17 protein-coding genes are annotated in these 12,912 nt (G+C 71.8%); 7 read left to right on the top strand and 10 right to left on the bottom strand.

Annotated elements, in window-relative coordinates:
* Positions 1–42: 42 nt before the first annotated feature.
* Genes ACR5MH_RS01935 through ACR5MH_RS01925 form a run of 3 tightly spaced genes read left to right on the top strand, consistent with a single transcriptional unit; the run spans position 43 to position 1,717 of the window.
* Positions 43–525: a hypothetical protein gene (locus tag ACR5MH_RS01935; RefSeq protein WP_431350203.1), complete on the top strand. Its 483-nt coding sequence runs from the start codon at positions 43–45 to the stop codon at positions 523–525.
* On the top strand, positions 522–908 hold the full coding sequence (locus ACR5MH_RS01930; protein ID WP_431350202.1) for an RNA-binding S4 domain-containing protein: 387 nt from the start codon (positions 522–524) through the stop codon (positions 906–908). Before ACR5MH_RS01935 ends, ACR5MH_RS01930 begins: the two co-directional genes overlap by 4 nt.
* A complete protein-coding gene (locus ACR5MH_RS01925; protein ID WP_431350201.1) occupies positions 908–1,717 on the top strand; it encodes a DUF72 domain-containing protein in 810 nt (269 codons plus the stop codon). The genes ACR5MH_RS01930 and ACR5MH_RS01925 overlap by 1 nt, the downstream gene beginning before the upstream one ends.
* On the opposite strand, the gene ACR5MH_RS01920 is transcribed toward ACR5MH_RS01925, so the two are convergent.
* Positions 1,714–2,103, bottom strand: coding sequence for a VOC family protein (locus ACR5MH_RS01920; RefSeq protein WP_431350200.1), 390 nt, complete (start codon positions 2,101–2,103; stop codon positions 1,714–1,716). The two genes, ACR5MH_RS01925 and ACR5MH_RS01920, sit on opposite strands and share 4 nt — an antisense overlap.
* A gap of 33 nt (positions 2,104–2,136) precedes the next feature.
* Positions 2,137–3,084 (bottom strand): J domain-containing protein, encoded by a 948-nt coding sequence (locus ACR5MH_RS01915; protein ID WP_431350199.1) that lies wholly within the window; start codon positions 3,082–3,084, stop codon positions 2,137–2,139.
* 112 nt (positions 3,085–3,196) lie between these two features.
* On the opposite strand from ACR5MH_RS01915, the gene ACR5MH_RS01910 reads away from it, so the two are divergent.
* Positions 3,197–3,580 (top strand): glyoxalase superfamily protein, encoded by a 384-nt coding sequence (locus ACR5MH_RS01910; RefSeq protein ID WP_431350198.1) that lies wholly within the window; start codon positions 3,197–3,199, stop codon positions 3,578–3,580.
* Here the strand turns inward: ACR5MH_RS01910 and ACR5MH_RS01905 are convergent.
* Genes ACR5MH_RS01905 through ACR5MH_RS01880 form a run of 6 tightly spaced genes read right to left on the bottom strand, consistent with a single transcriptional unit; the run spans position 3,577 to position 8,932 of the window.
* Positions 3,577–4,464 (bottom strand): prenyltransferase, encoded by an 888-nt coding sequence (locus tag ACR5MH_RS01905; protein WP_431350197.1) that lies wholly within the window; start codon positions 4,462–4,464, stop codon positions 3,577–3,579. The genes ACR5MH_RS01910 and ACR5MH_RS01905 overlap by 4 nt on opposite strands.
* Complete coding sequence (locus tag ACR5MH_RS01900) at positions 4,461–4,838, bottom strand: lycopene cyclase domain-containing protein (RefSeq protein WP_431350196.1); 378 nt, start codon at positions 4,836–4,838, stop codon at positions 4,461–4,463. Before ACR5MH_RS01900 ends, ACR5MH_RS01905 begins: the two co-directional genes overlap by 4 nt.
* A complete protein-coding gene (locus tag ACR5MH_RS01895; protein WP_431350195.1) occupies positions 4,835–5,164 on the bottom strand; it encodes a lycopene cyclase domain-containing protein in 330 nt (109 codons plus the stop codon). Before ACR5MH_RS01895 ends, ACR5MH_RS01900 begins: the two co-directional genes overlap by 4 nt.
* Entirely contained in the window at positions 5,161–6,822 is a 1,662-nt protein-coding gene (gene crtI, locus ACR5MH_RS01890; protein ID WP_431350194.1) for a phytoene desaturase family protein, read from the bottom strand. Before crtI ends, ACR5MH_RS01895 begins: the two co-directional genes overlap by 4 nt.
* 11 nt (positions 6,823–6,833) lie before the next feature.
* Positions 6,834–7,757, bottom strand: coding sequence for a phytoene/squalene synthase family protein (locus ACR5MH_RS01885; RefSeq protein ID WP_431350193.1), 924 nt, complete (start codon positions 7,755–7,757; stop codon positions 6,834–6,836).
* A complete protein-coding gene (locus ACR5MH_RS01880; protein WP_431350192.1) occupies positions 7,754–8,932 on the bottom strand; it encodes a polyprenyl synthetase family protein in 1,179 nt (392 codons plus the stop codon). Before ACR5MH_RS01880 ends, ACR5MH_RS01885 begins: the two co-directional genes overlap by 4 nt.
* Before the next feature lie 72 nt (positions 8,933–9,004).
* Between ACR5MH_RS01880 and ACR5MH_RS01875 the strand changes: the two genes are divergently transcribed.
* A complete protein-coding gene (locus ACR5MH_RS01875) occupies positions 9,005–9,562 on the top strand; it encodes a MarR family winged helix-turn-helix transcriptional regulator (RefSeq protein ID WP_431350191.1) in 558 nt (185 codons plus the stop codon).
* On the opposite strand, the gene ACR5MH_RS01870 is transcribed toward ACR5MH_RS01875, so the two are convergent.
* Positions 9,543–11,045, bottom strand: coding sequence for an SDR family oxidoreductase (locus ACR5MH_RS01870; protein WP_433862217.1), 1,503 nt, complete (start codon positions 11,043–11,045; stop codon positions 9,543–9,545). The genes ACR5MH_RS01875 and ACR5MH_RS01870 overlap by 20 nt on opposite strands.
* Before the next feature lie 88 nt (positions 11,046–11,133).
* Here ACR5MH_RS01870 and ACR5MH_RS01865 point away from each other — a divergent pair, with 88 nt between their 5' ends.
* Entirely contained in the window at positions 11,134–11,475 is a 342-nt protein-coding gene (locus ACR5MH_RS01865; RefSeq protein ID WP_369962945.1) for an ATP-dependent DNA ligase, read from the top strand.
* A 114-nt stretch (positions 11,476–11,589) separates the two neighbouring features.
* On the top strand, positions 11,590–11,772 hold the full coding sequence (locus tag ACR5MH_RS01860; RefSeq protein ID WP_431350190.1) for a hypothetical protein: 183 nt from the start codon (positions 11,590–11,592) through the stop codon (positions 11,770–11,772).
* Between the two features lie 68 nt (positions 11,773–11,840).
* On the opposite strand, the gene ACR5MH_RS01855 is transcribed toward ACR5MH_RS01860, so the two are convergent.
* A complete protein-coding gene (locus ACR5MH_RS01855; protein ID WP_431350189.1) occupies positions 11,841–12,752 on the bottom strand; it encodes a sigma-70 family RNA polymerase sigma factor in 912 nt (303 codons plus the stop codon).
* Between the last annotated feature and the right edge of the window lie 160 nt (positions 12,753–12,912).

Below are 12,912 nucleotides of genomic sequence, written 5' to 3'. Positions count from 1 at the left end.
TCACGGCCGCCTTTCGATGGATCGAGCGCGTACCGTGGAGGCATGTCGTGCATCCGCTTCAACACCCCCGCGCAGCGCCAGGCGATGCGCGATCACCGCCCGGCGATGCTGACGGCAGAGGAGGCCGCCGCGCTGCACCCGGCGCCGGAGGTGACCGAGAGCAAGCTGCGGAGACTCCGTCTGCTCGCCGCCGACCCGAACCCCAAGATCCGGGAAGCCGTCGCGTCCAGCTACAACACCCCAGTGGACCTGTTCGAGACGCTCGCGAAGGACCCCGACGAAGGTGTGCGGGGCTGTGTCGCGAAGAACGAGACGACGCCGTGCGACATCCTGCGGGCGCTCGCGACCGATCGGTCGGAGACCGTGCGCGGGTGGGTGGCGGTCAACTACTCCGTGCCCGCCGACGTCATGGAGGCGCTGGCGAGCGACCGCAGCAGGACGGTGCGCAGCCTGGTGAAGTGGAAGGCGTCGCTCGCCGAGGAGGCGGAGGCGGAACGCTCCGCGGAGCCTTCCGCCGCGCGATGAGCGGGACCGCGCCGGGCGGCGCGACCGCCGTCCGCGTCGACGCCTGGGCCTGGGCGGTGCGGCTCTACAAGACGCGCTCGGCTGCCTCCGACGCGTGCAAGGCCGGGCACCTCAAGGTGAACGGCGACCGGGCGAAGCCCTCGCAGCAGGTGAAGGTCGGCGACGAGGTGCGCGCCTACGTCGGCGGCTCCGAGAAGATCTACATCGCCCGCCGGCTGATCGTGAAGCGCGTGGGCGCGGCGATCGCGGCGGAGTGCTTCGAGGACCGCACGCCTCCCCCGCCGCCGAAGGCCGAGACCCCGTCGGACGTCACGCGCGAGCGCGGCGCCGGCCGTCCGACCAAGCGCGACCGCCGCCTCCTGGATCAGCTCAGGGGCCGCTGATGGCGCAGGCGCGGGTGGGCATCTCGGGATGGACGTACGCGCCCTGGCGCGGCGCGTTCTATCCGAAGGGCCTGCCGCACCGCGCCGAGCTCGAGTACGCCTCCGAGCGCTTGAACTCGATCGAGCTCAACGGCAGCTTCTACGCTCTGCAGAAACCCTCCAGCTACCGCAACTGGGCGGCCAGCACCCCGGACGACTTCGTGTTCTCGGTCAAGGCCGGCCGCTACATCACGCACATCCTGCGGCTGAAGAACGCGCGCGGCGCGGTCGCCAACCTGTTCGCGTCGGGCGTGCTGACGCTCGGACCCAAGCTCGGCCCGCTGCTCTGGCAGCTCCCGCCGACCCTGCAGTTCGACCCGGAGGTGCTGGACGACTTCCTCGGGATGCTGCCGGCCACGACGGCCGCGGCCCGCGCGCTGGCCGCCGACGCGACCCTGGAGCAGGACCGGACCGATTACTCCGGCACCGACGACCGCCCGCTCCGTCACGCGGTGGAGGCCCGGCATGCGAGCTTCGCCGACCCGGCCTTCTCGCGCATCTGCCGCGACCACGGTGTCGCGGTCGTTCTCGCGGACACGGCGGGGCGCTATCCGGTGCTGCGCGAGACGACGGCGGACTTCGTGTACGTGCGGCTGCACGGCGACGAGGAGCTGTACGCGAGCGGGTACTCGGACGAGGCGCTGGACCGCTGGGCCGGCGAGCTGCGCGGGCGGCTGAGGGAGGGCCTGGATGTGTACGCGTACTTCGACAACGACCTGAAGGTGCGCGCGCCGTACGACGCGATGGGACTGCTGGCGCGGCTGACTTAGCCCGCGAGCACCGACATCACATTGCCGGCGGGGTCGCGGAACCAGGCGATGTCCGGCCCGCGGTTCGCCGCGCGGCCACGGGCGACGCCCTTCTCGTCGGTGGGCAGGTCCTCGTCGTCGTAGATCTTGGTGACCACGCCCTTGGCGTTCAACTCGTCGACCGCGGCGTCGATGTCGTCCACCGCGAGGTTGAGGATGGTGAAGCTCGCCGGGGTGTGGTCGGGCTTCGGGTAGACGAAGACGTGGCCGCCGCTGGGGAGGGCGATGTCGAGGTTGCCCATCGGACCCTCCGTCACGTCCAGGCCGAGGGCGTCGCGGTAGAAGTCGCGGGCGGCGTCGATGTCGTTCACGCTGAAGCCGCTGAAGATGTCGATTGCGTTGACCATGCCGCCAACTCTGCCGCGGGATCCCGGCGGCGTCTAGACGAAGCGCACGGCTTCCTGCAGCCGCGGCCGCAGTTCGAAGGCGCGGTCCACGCTCGCGCGGCCCGCCGCGTCGGCGCCGTCGCGGAGGATCTTCGGCAGCAGGGACCGGCGCACCACCGTGGCTCCGGCCAGCCGGCCGCGCTGGACGACATCGAGCGGCACCGCCAGGGCGTCGTCCGGGACGACCACGATCAGGCCGGTGAAGCGGACGCCGGCCTGGCGACCGAAGCTCTTGGCGGAGTTGTGGAGTTCGTGGAAGGGCTCCTCGTCGTGCGCGATCCCGGAGCCGACCAGCTCACCCTTGGCCAGCTTCACCGGGCTGCCCCAGTCTGCGGAGCGGACGGCGAACAAACCGGCCGGCCCGAGGACGATGTGGTCGAGTTTCGCGTCGGTGGCCGGGTGCACGGCGACGTCGTTCCAGATCGTGAAGCCGATGCCGAGACCGGAGACGGCGCGGGCGGTGGCCTCCTCGGCGAGCGCCTCCGCCAGCAGCATGCGGATCTCACGCGGCGCCGAGCGCACCAGCGCGGGGTCGTACGGGTCGGCGAGATCCGTGCCGCGGCCCATCCATTCGCGCATCAGGGTGAGGAAGCGCTCGCGGGCGCGGCCTCCGGGGTGGCCGTAGCTGCGTGCCCGGACCGTCGGCCCGCGGCCCGCCGACCGGGTGGGGTGCACGGTGGCGCTGAAGCCGCCGCCGCCCGACTCGCCGGAGACGGCGTCCATCACCAGGGACTCGCCGCGGTCGTAGCGCGCCCGGTCCTCCGGGTCGCCGACCTGCTCCCAGGCGTACTGGACGGCTTGGAACGCCTCGGCGGTGCCGCCGGTGTCCGGGTGGGTGAGTCGGGCGAGCCGGCGGTAGGCGCGGCGCAGCTCCTCCTGGCTGACGGTCGCGCTGACGCCGAGCACCTCGTAGGCGCTCGGCGCGGCGGGACTGTCACTCATGGTTCCCGAGAGTAGCGGTCGGATCCGTGGATTCGCTCGATTTTGATTGAGGACGGAATGTGACCGCATGCCGCAATAGCCTGGATTCACACCGACCGGAAGGGCAGGAAACATGACCATCAGCGACTGGCGCATCGAACTCATCATCGTCCCCGTCAGCGACGTGGAGCGGGCCAAGGCGTTCTACGTGGACGCGCTCGGCTGGAACGCCGACTTCGACCAGCGCGTCTCCGACACGCTCCGGTTCGTGCAGGTGACGCCTCCCGGCTCGGCCTGCTCGATCGCGTTCGGCGAGGGGCTGACCGACATGGAGCCGGGCACGATGAAGGGACTGCAGATCGTCATCCCGGACGCCGACGCCGCGCTCGAGCACCTGCGCGGCAACGGCATCGACGCGCAGGGCGTCGACGAGCAGGCCTGGGGCCGGTTCATCTCCTACACCGACCCGGACGGCAACGGCTGGAGCCTCCAGCAGCTCGTGCCGCAGAACAGCTAGCGGGCCGACCCGAGCGCGTAGCCGATCAGCAGCAGCGTCACCACGAATCCACTCGCGTAGTTGATCCAGAGGAAGCGCCGCCAGCCACGGTTGGCGGCGCTCGCACGCGTGTCGGGGACCGACCAGTAGGGCGCGGCCGTGAGGATGTACGGGATGGCCAGCACGGCGGCGAGCGTGCCCGGCCACGCGGTGCCGAGCATCGCGATACCGGCGGCGGCCCAGGCCAGGATGGCGAGCCGCGTGGTGCGCGCGGCGCCGAGCGCGGTCGCGATGGACGCGATGCCGGCCTGCCGATCGGGTACGACGTCCTGCACCGCGCCGAACGCGTGGCTGCCGACGCCCCACAGGAAGAACGCGAGCAGCAGCAGCCACAGCGCCGAAGTGAAGGCGGCGCCGGCGAGGACGAGACCGTAGAGCGCCGGGCTGACGAAGTGAAAGCTGGATGTCGCGGAGTCGAGGAACGGGACCTCCTTGAACCGCAGCCCCTTCACCGAGTACGCCAGCACCGCGAAGACGCTCGCGGCGAGCACCAGCCACGACAGCGGTGCACCGACCACGATGAGGAAGACCAGGAACGGCACGTTCGTCACGGCGGCAGCGAGGAGCGTGCGCCGATGCATGCCGCGGTCGAGCAGGGCGCCCTCCGCGCCGCCTTTGCGCGGGTTGCGCAGGTCCGACTCGTAGTCGAACACGTCGTTCACCCCGTACATCGCCAGGTTGTACGGGATGAGGAAGTACACCGTACCGACGATCAGCACGGCGTCGACCCGGCCGGTGGTCACCAGGTACGCCGCGGCGAACGGGAAGGCGGTGTTGATCCAGCTCAGCGGGCGGGAGGCGAGCAGGAGCTGGCGCGCGGCGGACGGCGCGACCGTCGTGGTCATCGGCGGCTCCGAGCGTGGGTGCGTGCGTCCGCCGTCGATTCGCGGGTGCTGCCCGACTCGTGCGGCCTCGGCCGGAGCAGCAACCAGAGCCCCGGGAGCAGCATGAGCCCCGCGACCGGATACGCCAGGTCCTCGACCGGGACGAGACCGAGGTGCGCTCCGGAGATCGCCGCAGCAGCGTATGTCATCAGGCCGGCCGCGATCATGAGGTTGTCGAAGACGGCCGTGAGCACCACCAGCACCACACCGGCGACGACGGCCGGGACGGTCCAGCGCCGCACGAGGCGGGCGCGTTCCGGCGCGCGGACGAGGCCGACGACGAGAACGGCCGCGGCGAGCGCGAGGAACGCCGCGCTGAGCAGCGGGTAGGTCATCCGTGCTCCCGCCGGTCGAGCAGCGCGCGCGTCCCGAACAGGAGGACCAGCGTCAGATAGCAGAGGAAGGCCAGGAAGACCGGCTCCTCCAGCGGGAGCTGCGGCGCGAGCTCGATGCCGGTCATGAACGGCGACCGGCCGCGGGCGAAGACGCCGAGCGCGATGCCGAGCACGTCCCAGGCCAGGAAGAAGACCAGCCCGGCCGCGAGCGTCAGGGCGGCCCTCCGTGCGGCGCCGCCGCGCCAGAAGACCAGCGCGAACCGCCGGTCGAGGATCACCAGCGCGCCGAGCGCGACCAGCAGGCAGGCGAGGTAGGCGAGGATCACGGGACGCGCTCCCCCGCCGTGACCGGGTGCAGCGGCTCCGGCAGCGGCGCCGCACTGTCGTCGCCGCGGAGTCGCTTGAGCACCAGCTCCGCGCTGATCAGGCACATGGGGAGGCCGATCCCCGGGATGGTCGACGACCCGGCGTAGAGGAGGCCGTCGACTCGCTTCGACGCGTTCCCCGGGCGGAAGAACGCGCTCTGCCGGAGGGTGTGCGCGAGCCCGAGGGCACCGCCCATCCAGGAGTTGAAGTCCTGCGCGAAGTCGTCGGGGCCGACCGTTCGGCGCAGGACGATCCGGTCGGCGAGGTCCGGGATGCCGGCCCACGCGCCGACCTGGGCGACCGCGGCGTCGACCGTCTTCTCCACGAGCCGGTCGCCGGCGCCGTCCACCCCGCCGCGGCCGATGGAGACATCGGCGGCGACGGGGATGAGCAGGAAGAGGTTCTCGGAGTCCTCCGGAGCGACGCCCGGGTCGGTCGCGCTCGGCTTGCAGACGTAGAGGGATGCGGGGTCGGGGAGGACCGTTCCCCGGCCGAAGCCGCGCCGGGCGCCGTAGATGCGCGCGAAGCCGGCCTCCCAGTCGGTGGTGAAGAACAGGTTGTGATGGGTGAGCTCCGGAAGGGCGCCGCGGACACCGAGCATCGCGAGCACCGCGCCGGGCCCGGGGTCGCGTCGGTCCCAGCTCCGCTCGGGATGGGTGCGCAGCGACGGCGGCAGCAGAGCGGTCTCGGTGTGGTGGAGGTCCGCGGCCGAGACCACGACGTTCGCCTCCGCGACTCGCGAGCGCCCCGCGGCGTCGACGTACTCGACGCCTGTCGCACGCGCGCGGCGCCCCCGTCCCGGTTCCGTGCGGATCGCCGTGACCCGCGCCCCGGTCACCAGCTCCGCGCCCGCGCTCTCGGCGAGCGCCGCGATCCGCCGGATCAGCTCGGTGAAGCCGCCCATCGGGTAGCGGACGCCGTCGTCGAGGTCGAGGTGGCTCATCAGGTGGTACATGCTGGGCGCCCGGCCGGGCGACGTGCCGAGGAAGACCGCCGGGTAGCCGAGAAGCTGGCGGAGACGGGTGTCGCGCACGAAGCCCGCGGCGTAGCGATCGAGCGGTTCGAGCAGGAGACGCGCCAGGCGCGCGGCGCGGCGGAGGACCGCCGGGTCCAACAGCGCCCCGGGCGTGGCGAAGGTCGCGTAGAGGAAGCGGTCGACCGCCAGCCGGTAGGTCTCGGCCGCGCTCTCCAGGTAACGGTCGAGCGCAGCCGCGGCGCCCGGCTCCAGGCTCTCGAACAGGGCACGGTTGCCCCGGCCGTCTGCCCGGACGTCCAGCGGATCGCCGCCGGACTCCGCGAACAGCCGGTAGCCCGGGTCGAGGGTGACCAGGTCGAGCTGCTCGGCGGCGCTCGTTCCGAGCAGCCGGAAGAAGTGGTCGAACACCTCCGGCATCAGGTACCAGGACGGTCCGGTGTCGAAGCGGAAGCCGTCCGCCTCCCACAAGCCGGCCCGGCCGCCCAGCGCGTCGCGCTGCTCGAGGAGGGTGACCCGGCGGCCGTCCCGCGCGAGCAGCGCCGCGGTGGCGAGCCCGGCGATCCCGCCCCCGACGATGACGACACGATCGGTGGCGACACGATCGGCGACGATCCGGTCGGCGTCGATCCGGTCGGCGTCCATCGGGCGCTCCGTCACCGCAGCGACCCGGTGGAGGCCCGCAACAGGATCGCGAGCTTGACCCCGTTGGGCACCCGCACCCGGCGCGTGAGCAGCTCGGGGGCCGGGGTCTGCCGGATCCGGTCGCTCAGCTCGGAGAACAGTCCGTGGGCGGCGGCGATGGCACGCCGGCAGTTCTCGGGCAGCTCCGGGATGGCGTCGGCCGCCGCGCCCAGGTCGCAGTCGATGTCCACCACGAGCGCGAGCTTCTGCCGCTCGGTGAGGCGTGCCGGGTCGATGCCAGGGAAGTAGCTGCGGCCGAGCTCGGCGTAGTCGACGGCGAGGTCGCGCAGGAAGTTGATCTTCTGGAACGCCGCCCCGAGCCGGCGTGCTCCGGCCTCCAGCCGGCGCCGGGTCGCGTCCGGCACGGGCGAGTCGGCGAGGAAGACCGCGAGGCACATCAGCCCGACGACCTCCGCTGAACCGTAGACGTAGGCGCTGAGCTCCTCGGCGGTGAAGTCGACGGGGTCGAGGTCCCGGCGCATGGAGGCGAAGAACGGCCGGGTCAGCTCGGCGCCGAAGCCGGCCGATCGCGCCGTGCGGGCGAAAGCGTGCACGACGACATTGGCGCTGTAACCGGTGCACAGCGCCCGCTCGGTGTCGTCCTCCAGAGCGCCGAGCACGTCCCCGATCTGCTCGCCGGTCAGCCCGGCCTCGGCCGCCGCCCCGTCCACGATCTCGTCGGCGACCCGGACGAGCGCGTAGACGTCCTCGACCCGGGGGCGGACGGACGGCGACAGCAGCCTGGTCGCCATCCCGAACGAGGTGGAGTACTGGTGGATGATCGTGGCAGCGCTGCGGTGCGCGGCCCGGCTGTAGAGGGTGAGGTCGGTGTCGGAGGCAGAGGCGGGCAGCCCGTCCGGCGAGGTTCCGGACGCCGACGGCTCGGTGCGGGTCATGCCGCCCTCCCGACGCAGCCGCGTGCGACGCCGGTGAGCGTCGCCGCGAGCGCGGACGGCAGCAGCGGGGTGTCCAGTGCGGCGACGGCCGCGGCCACGTGATCGGCCAGGAGACGCTCGGCGAAGGCGCGCGCGCCGCAGCGTTCGAGGCCCGCTGCGAGCTCCGCGGTGCCGTCGGGGCCGAGGTCGTCCCGCCCGAACAGCGGCTCCAGGTCGGGCCACTGCGCAGTGCCCCGGGCGAAGGCGATGAGCGTGGTCTCCTTGCCCTGCTGGAGGTCGCCGACCACGGTCTTGCCCGTCACGGTCGCGTCGCCGTACACCCCGAGCAGGTCGTCGCCGAGCTGGAAGGCGACGCCCACCAGCCGGCCGTAGCGGGCGAGCAGCTCCACGACATCGTCGCCCGCGCCCGCGAGCAGGGCGCCCGCGGCGAGCGGCCCTGAGACCGAGTACTCCGCGGTCTTGGAGGCGGTCATCGCGAGGACATCGGGCAGCCCACTCGCGGACATCCCGGTGGCCAGTCCGACATCCGCCAGCTCCCCCGCGGCTGTGACGAAGACGGCCTGGTCGATCAGGTCGAGCAGCCGCGCGCGCGTGGCCTCCGCGACAGCCAGGCGCGCGATGTGCTGGGCGGCGGCGTGCAGCAGGAGGTCGCCGGCGAGGATGGCCGCGGACTCTCCCCAGAGCCGGGCGCGTGGGATCCCGGCTCCCCGGAAGAGAGCGTCCGCGCTGAACTCACCGGCGACGTTCGGACGGCCGCGGCGCACGGTGTCGCCGTCGATCACGTCGTCGTGCAGCAGGAAGGCGCTGTGCAGGAGCTCGAAGGCGACGGCGGTCTGGACGGCGGCGGCACGGCCACCGTCAGCGATGTGATCCTGGTCGGCAGCGCGGTCAGGGTGATCTGCGCGCCCGAAGCCGGCCAGTCCGTGGAACGCCGACAGCACGAGCCGGGGCCGCAGCCGCTTGCCGCCGCGGGAGGACTCCTCGACGGCCTGCCATAGGCGGGCGTAATCCTCGCCGTACGCCGCAGCGCCGTGCGCTCGGGCGGAGAGGAAGGCGGACAGCTCGTGCTCGACCGAGCGCAGGTCGGTTTCGACGGGGTCAGGGGCCGGGACGTCCCCGGCCGAGACCTCCGGATCGGGGTGGTGCTCCGTCAGTTCGGGGCGAAGCTGGGTCATTCCCACCTCCTTTACCTAGCCTGGTTAGCAAATAACTTAGCACGCTTCTTACGCGGGGAATAGGATGTGCCCATGAGTTCGAAGGATGAGGCCCGCCGCATCTCCGGGTCGCTGATCGACCCGCGGGTGATCGACCCGCGGCAGGAGCTCGTCCGCCACGACGACCTGAGCGAGGAGGAGCTGCAGCAGGTCATCGGGGTGCTGGACGCCGTCCGCGGCTGGCGGGAGGCCGAGCAGCGCCTCAGCTTCGAATCGCGCACCGCGATGCAGCTCAACGAGACCGATATGAGGGCGCTGCGCTACATCATCGCGTCCATGAACGCCGATGTGGCGGTGACCGCCGGCGCTCTCGCCGAACATCTGCACATCTCGACGGCCTCCGTCACGAAGCTGCTCGACCGGCTGGAGCGTGCGGGCCACATCGTCCGCAAGCCGCACCCCACCGACCGTCGCGCGGTCACGGTGGAGATCACTCCGGAGACCCACCGCCAGGTGCGCCGCACGATGGGGCTGCAACACGCCAGGCGCTTCGAGGTCGCCCGGGCGCTCAGCCCCGGGGAACGCGACATCGTCACCCGCTTCCTCCACGACCTCAGCGCGACGACGCTCGTCACGGCCCCGCCGGAGTGACTCCGTCCCCGGGCCTGGAACGTGACGCCCGCTCGGCCTCCACGACGATCCGCTCGGCCATCCCGGCGAAGATGATCCCGTGGAACGGAAGGATCGCCAGCCAGTACAGCCGGCCGGCGAGCCCGTGCGGGAAGAAGACGGCGCGCTGACGGTACCGGGACCCCGTTCCGTCCGGCGTGACGCCCAACTCCAGCCAGGCGAGACCGGGGACCCGCATCTCGGCACGCAGCCGCAGCGCCGATCCGCGCTCGATGGCCTCGACGCGCCACCAGTCGAGGGCGTCGCCGGTCTGCAATCGGTCGGCGTCGCGCCGGCCGCGGCGCAGGCCCACCCCGCCCGCCAGTTTGTCCAGCCAGCCGCGGAGAGCCCAGGCGAGCGGGAACGAGTACCAGCCCCGGTCGCCGCCGATCCCCTCGATCACCCGCCAGACCTCCTCGGGCGGCGCCGTGCTGGTCCGCTCGCGCACGTCGGCGAAGACGGTGTGGCCCGACCAGTCGGGGTCGCTCGGCAGCGGATCGCTGGGCGCCCCGGACACCGAGGCGTCCTGCCAGCTCGTCTCGACCGTCCCGGCACGCAGCCGCGCCAGCGCCAGACGGACGGACGCGCGGTAGCCGGTGAGGCCGCCCTCCGGCGGGGGGATCACCACGTCGATGTCGTGGTCGCGCATCACGCAGTCGTATTGCAGCGACTCGATGATGGGAACAGCGAGCGCCCGCGGGATCGGCGTGACCAGGTTCACCCACTGCGACGCCAGCCACGGGGTGAACACGGGCAGCGAGGCGATCGGCCGCTGCCGCAACCCGGCCTCCAGCGCGTAGCCGTTCATCATCTGCCCGTAGCGGAGGATGTCGGGGCCGCCGATGTCGAAGGCGCGGTTCACCTCCGGCGGCAGCTCGGCGGCCGCCAGCAGATAGTGCAGCACGTCGCGCACCGCGATCGGCTGGATGCGGTTGCGGACCCAGCGCGGCGCCGGCATGTACGGCAGGACGTCGGTCAGCTGCCGGATCATCTCGAACGACGCCGAGCCCGAGCCGATGACGACACCGGCCTGCAGCACGACGGTGGGTACGCCGGAGTCCAGCAGGATGCGGCCGACCGCGACGCGGGAGCGCAGATGCCGGGACAGCGGGCCGTCGGGGTGCAGCGCGCCGAGGTAGACGATCCGGCTCACGCCCGCCGACGCGGACGCCTCGGCGACCGAGCGCGCTCCATCCGCCTCCTCTTCGTCGAAGTCGCCGGTCGCACGCATCGAGTGCACGAGGTAGTAGACGATGTCGATGTCGCGCACGGCCTCCGCGACGGACGCGCGGTCGTGGAGGTCGCCCTTCACCACCTCCACGTCGGGCGCCCAGGGGACGTCGGTGAGTTTGAGGGGCGAGCGCACCAGCACCCGCACCCGGTAGCCGCGCTCCAGGAGGCGGGGCACCAGCCGGCCGCCGATGTAGCCGGTGGCGCCGGTGACGAGGACGCGTCGAGGTTCCACCGTGCGACCATACCCCCAGCACGGGAGGCCTCCGCGCGGTTTCCCGCGTCGAATGCATGCATTCAGGGGATTCCGGTACGGTTCTCGCATGGGCAAGCTCGTTTACGGCGGTACGACCGAGATCGGATTCGAGGACCGAGTCCTCGCGCACCTCCAGATCGTGGTCGGACTCAAGCTGCGGCGCAAAGAAGGCTTCTTCTTCTCCTGGCGCGACGAGCAGGGCGTCGGCGACGGCCGGAGCGCCATCTGGGTCGACCCGGCCATCCCGCTGCTGTTCCGCTACAGCGGCGGACGTCAGCCGTCGATCAACAAGCAGTGGCTGGAACAGCTCACCCTCTCCTCCAACAGCGCCCAGGGCCTCCAGCTCACCGAGGAGATCGGCGCGCTCGGCGCCGACGAGGTCAACGCCGACTCGCCTCCCGGCCGCTGATCCCCGCCGGGCGGCATCCTCGCCGCCAACTCGCTGAGAGAAGTCCGGCGATGCTTGATCGCCGCGGAGTCCGCTCCTATCCTGGCCGTGATCGTGGCAGAACGGAGGCGCGCCATGACACCGGAACCAGAAGAACCACTCGCGGCCGCCGGTCCGGCCGAGGCTCCCGTGGCGGAGACCGTCGCGGCCCCTGCCGACGCGGAGGCCGGCGCGGACGAGGCGGCATCGGGCGACCACCCCGGCGACATCCCGTTCGAGCAGGCGGCCGCGGAACACGAGAACCCCGCGCTCGGCTGAGCACGGGGTTCCCGTCATCGCGTGGGCGCTGCGGTCAGCCCAGGTGGGCGCTCAGCGCAGGTGGGCGGTCAGCGCAGGTATTCGAGCAGCTCAGGGCTGCGCAGGCGTTTGAGGCTGCGGGTCTCGAGCTGGCGTACGCGCTCGCGGGTGATGCCGTAGACCGCGCCGACCTCGTCGAGGGTCATCGGCTTCTGGCCGTCGAGGCCGAAGCGCATCCGGACGACCTTGGCGTCGCGCGGCGGCAGCTCGCGCAGGCGCTCCTCCAGATCGCGGTGACGGAACTCGACCTCCACCGACTCCGACGGGCCGGGGGCGTCGCCGTCCTCGATCAAGTCGCCGAGCTCGGCGCCCTCGTTCTCGCCGACCGGCACGGCCAGCGAGACGGTCTCGGAGTCGCTCATCTGCAGCTTGTGCACCTCGGCGGGGGTCAGGTTGGCGGCGTCCGCCATCTCCTCCAGCGTGGGCGTGCGGCCGAGCTCGCCGCCGAGGTCACGGCGGATGCGGTCGAGCTTGTCGATCTTCTCGACGGTGTGCACCGGGATGCGGATCAGGCGGGCGGTGTCGGCGATGCCGCGGAGGATCGACTGGCGGATCCACCAGGTGGCGTACGTGGAGAACTTGTTGCCGGTGCGGTAGTCGAACTTCTCGACCGCGCGCACCAGGCCGAGGTTGCCCTCCTGGATCAGGTCCATCACCGCGAGGCCGCGGCCGGCGTACCGCTTCGCGATGCTGACCACGAGGCGGAGGTTCGCCTCGATGAAGCGCTCGAAGGCGCGCTTGCCGTCGTCGGCCAGGTACTGAAGCTCGCGCTTCTCTCTGGGGGTCAGCCCCGGGCGGGTCGCCAGGCGTTCGCCGGCGAGCACGCCGATCTCGATCCGCTTGGCCAGGGCGACTTCCTCGTCCGCCGTCAGCAGTCGGGTCCTCCCGATGGAATTGAGGTAGTCGCGAACTGGATCATTGGTCACTTCGAGCGTCGTCATCGTGTCATCCCATTTCGTCGTGCAGGTGTTTTCTGCCTCGATTCGTGAGTCAACGGTGTCAGAATGCGCATTCCCCCAACAAGGGGTTGACAAGGGTGGTAGCACTCGCTAGGCGTGTCGCTTGCTTTCACGCAAATATTCGGTTGTCAAGGGCCTGTCG

The organism is Streptomyces sp. L7, from assembly GCF_050990935.1.
Lineage (GTDB): Bacteria > Actinomycetota > Actinomycetes > Actinomycetales > Microbacteriaceae > Leifsonia.
This window is presented reverse-complemented; position numbering and strand designations above follow the sequence as displayed.

Coding starts and splice junctions, on each gene's coding strand:
- ACR5MH_RS01935 (WP_431350203.1), top strand. CDS start 43: ATGTCGTGCATCCGCTTCAACACCCCCGCGCAGCGCCAGGCGATGCGC.
- ACR5MH_RS01930 (WP_431350202.1), top strand. CDS start 522: ATGAGCGGGACCGCGCCGGGCGGCGCGACCGCCGTCCGCGTCGACGCC.
- ACR5MH_RS01925 (WP_431350201.1), top strand. CDS start 908: ATGGCGCAGGCGCGGGTGGGCATCTCGGGATGGACGTACGCGCCCTGG.
- ACR5MH_RS01920 (WP_431350200.1), bottom strand. CDS start 2,103: ATGGTCAACGCAATCGACATCTTCAGCGGCTTCAGCGTGAACGACATC.
- ACR5MH_RS01915 (WP_431350199.1), bottom strand. CDS start 3,084: ATGAGTGACAGTCCCGCCGCGCCGAGCGCCTACGAGGTGCTCGGCGTC.
- ACR5MH_RS01910 (WP_431350198.1), top strand. CDS start 3,197: ATGACCATCAGCGACTGGCGCATCGAACTCATCATCGTCCCCGTCAGC.
- ACR5MH_RS01905 (WP_431350197.1), bottom strand. CDS start 4,464: ATGACCACGACGGTCGCGCCGTCCGCCGCGCGCCAGCTCCTGCTCGCC.
- ACR5MH_RS01900 (WP_431350196.1), bottom strand. CDS start 4,838: ATGACCTACCCGCTGCTCAGCGCGGCGTTCCTCGCGCTCGCCGCGGCC.
- crtI (WP_431350194.1), bottom strand. CDS start 6,822: ATGGACGCCGACCGGATCGACGCCGACCGGATCGTCGCCGATCGTGTC.
- ACR5MH_RS01885 (WP_431350193.1), bottom strand. CDS start 7,757: ATGACCCGCACCGAGCCGTCGGCGTCCGGAACCTCGCCGGACGGGCTG.
- ACR5MH_RS01880 (WP_431350192.1), bottom strand. CDS start 8,932: ATGACCCAGCTTCGCCCCGAACTGACGGAGCACCACCCCGATCCGGAG.
- ACR5MH_RS01875 (WP_431350191.1), top strand. CDS start 9,005: ATGAGTTCGAAGGATGAGGCCCGCCGCATCTCCGGGTCGCTGATCGAC.
- ACR5MH_RS01865 (WP_369962945.1), top strand. CDS start 11,134: ATGGGCAAGCTCGTTTACGGCGGTACGACCGAGATCGGATTCGAGGAC.
- ACR5MH_RS01860 (WP_431350190.1), top strand. CDS start 11,590: ATGACACCGGAACCAGAAGAACCACTCGCGGCCGCCGGTCCGGCCGAG.
- ACR5MH_RS01855 (WP_431350189.1), bottom strand. CDS start 12,752: ATGACGACGCTCGAAGTGACCAATGATCCAGTTCGCGACTACCTCAAT.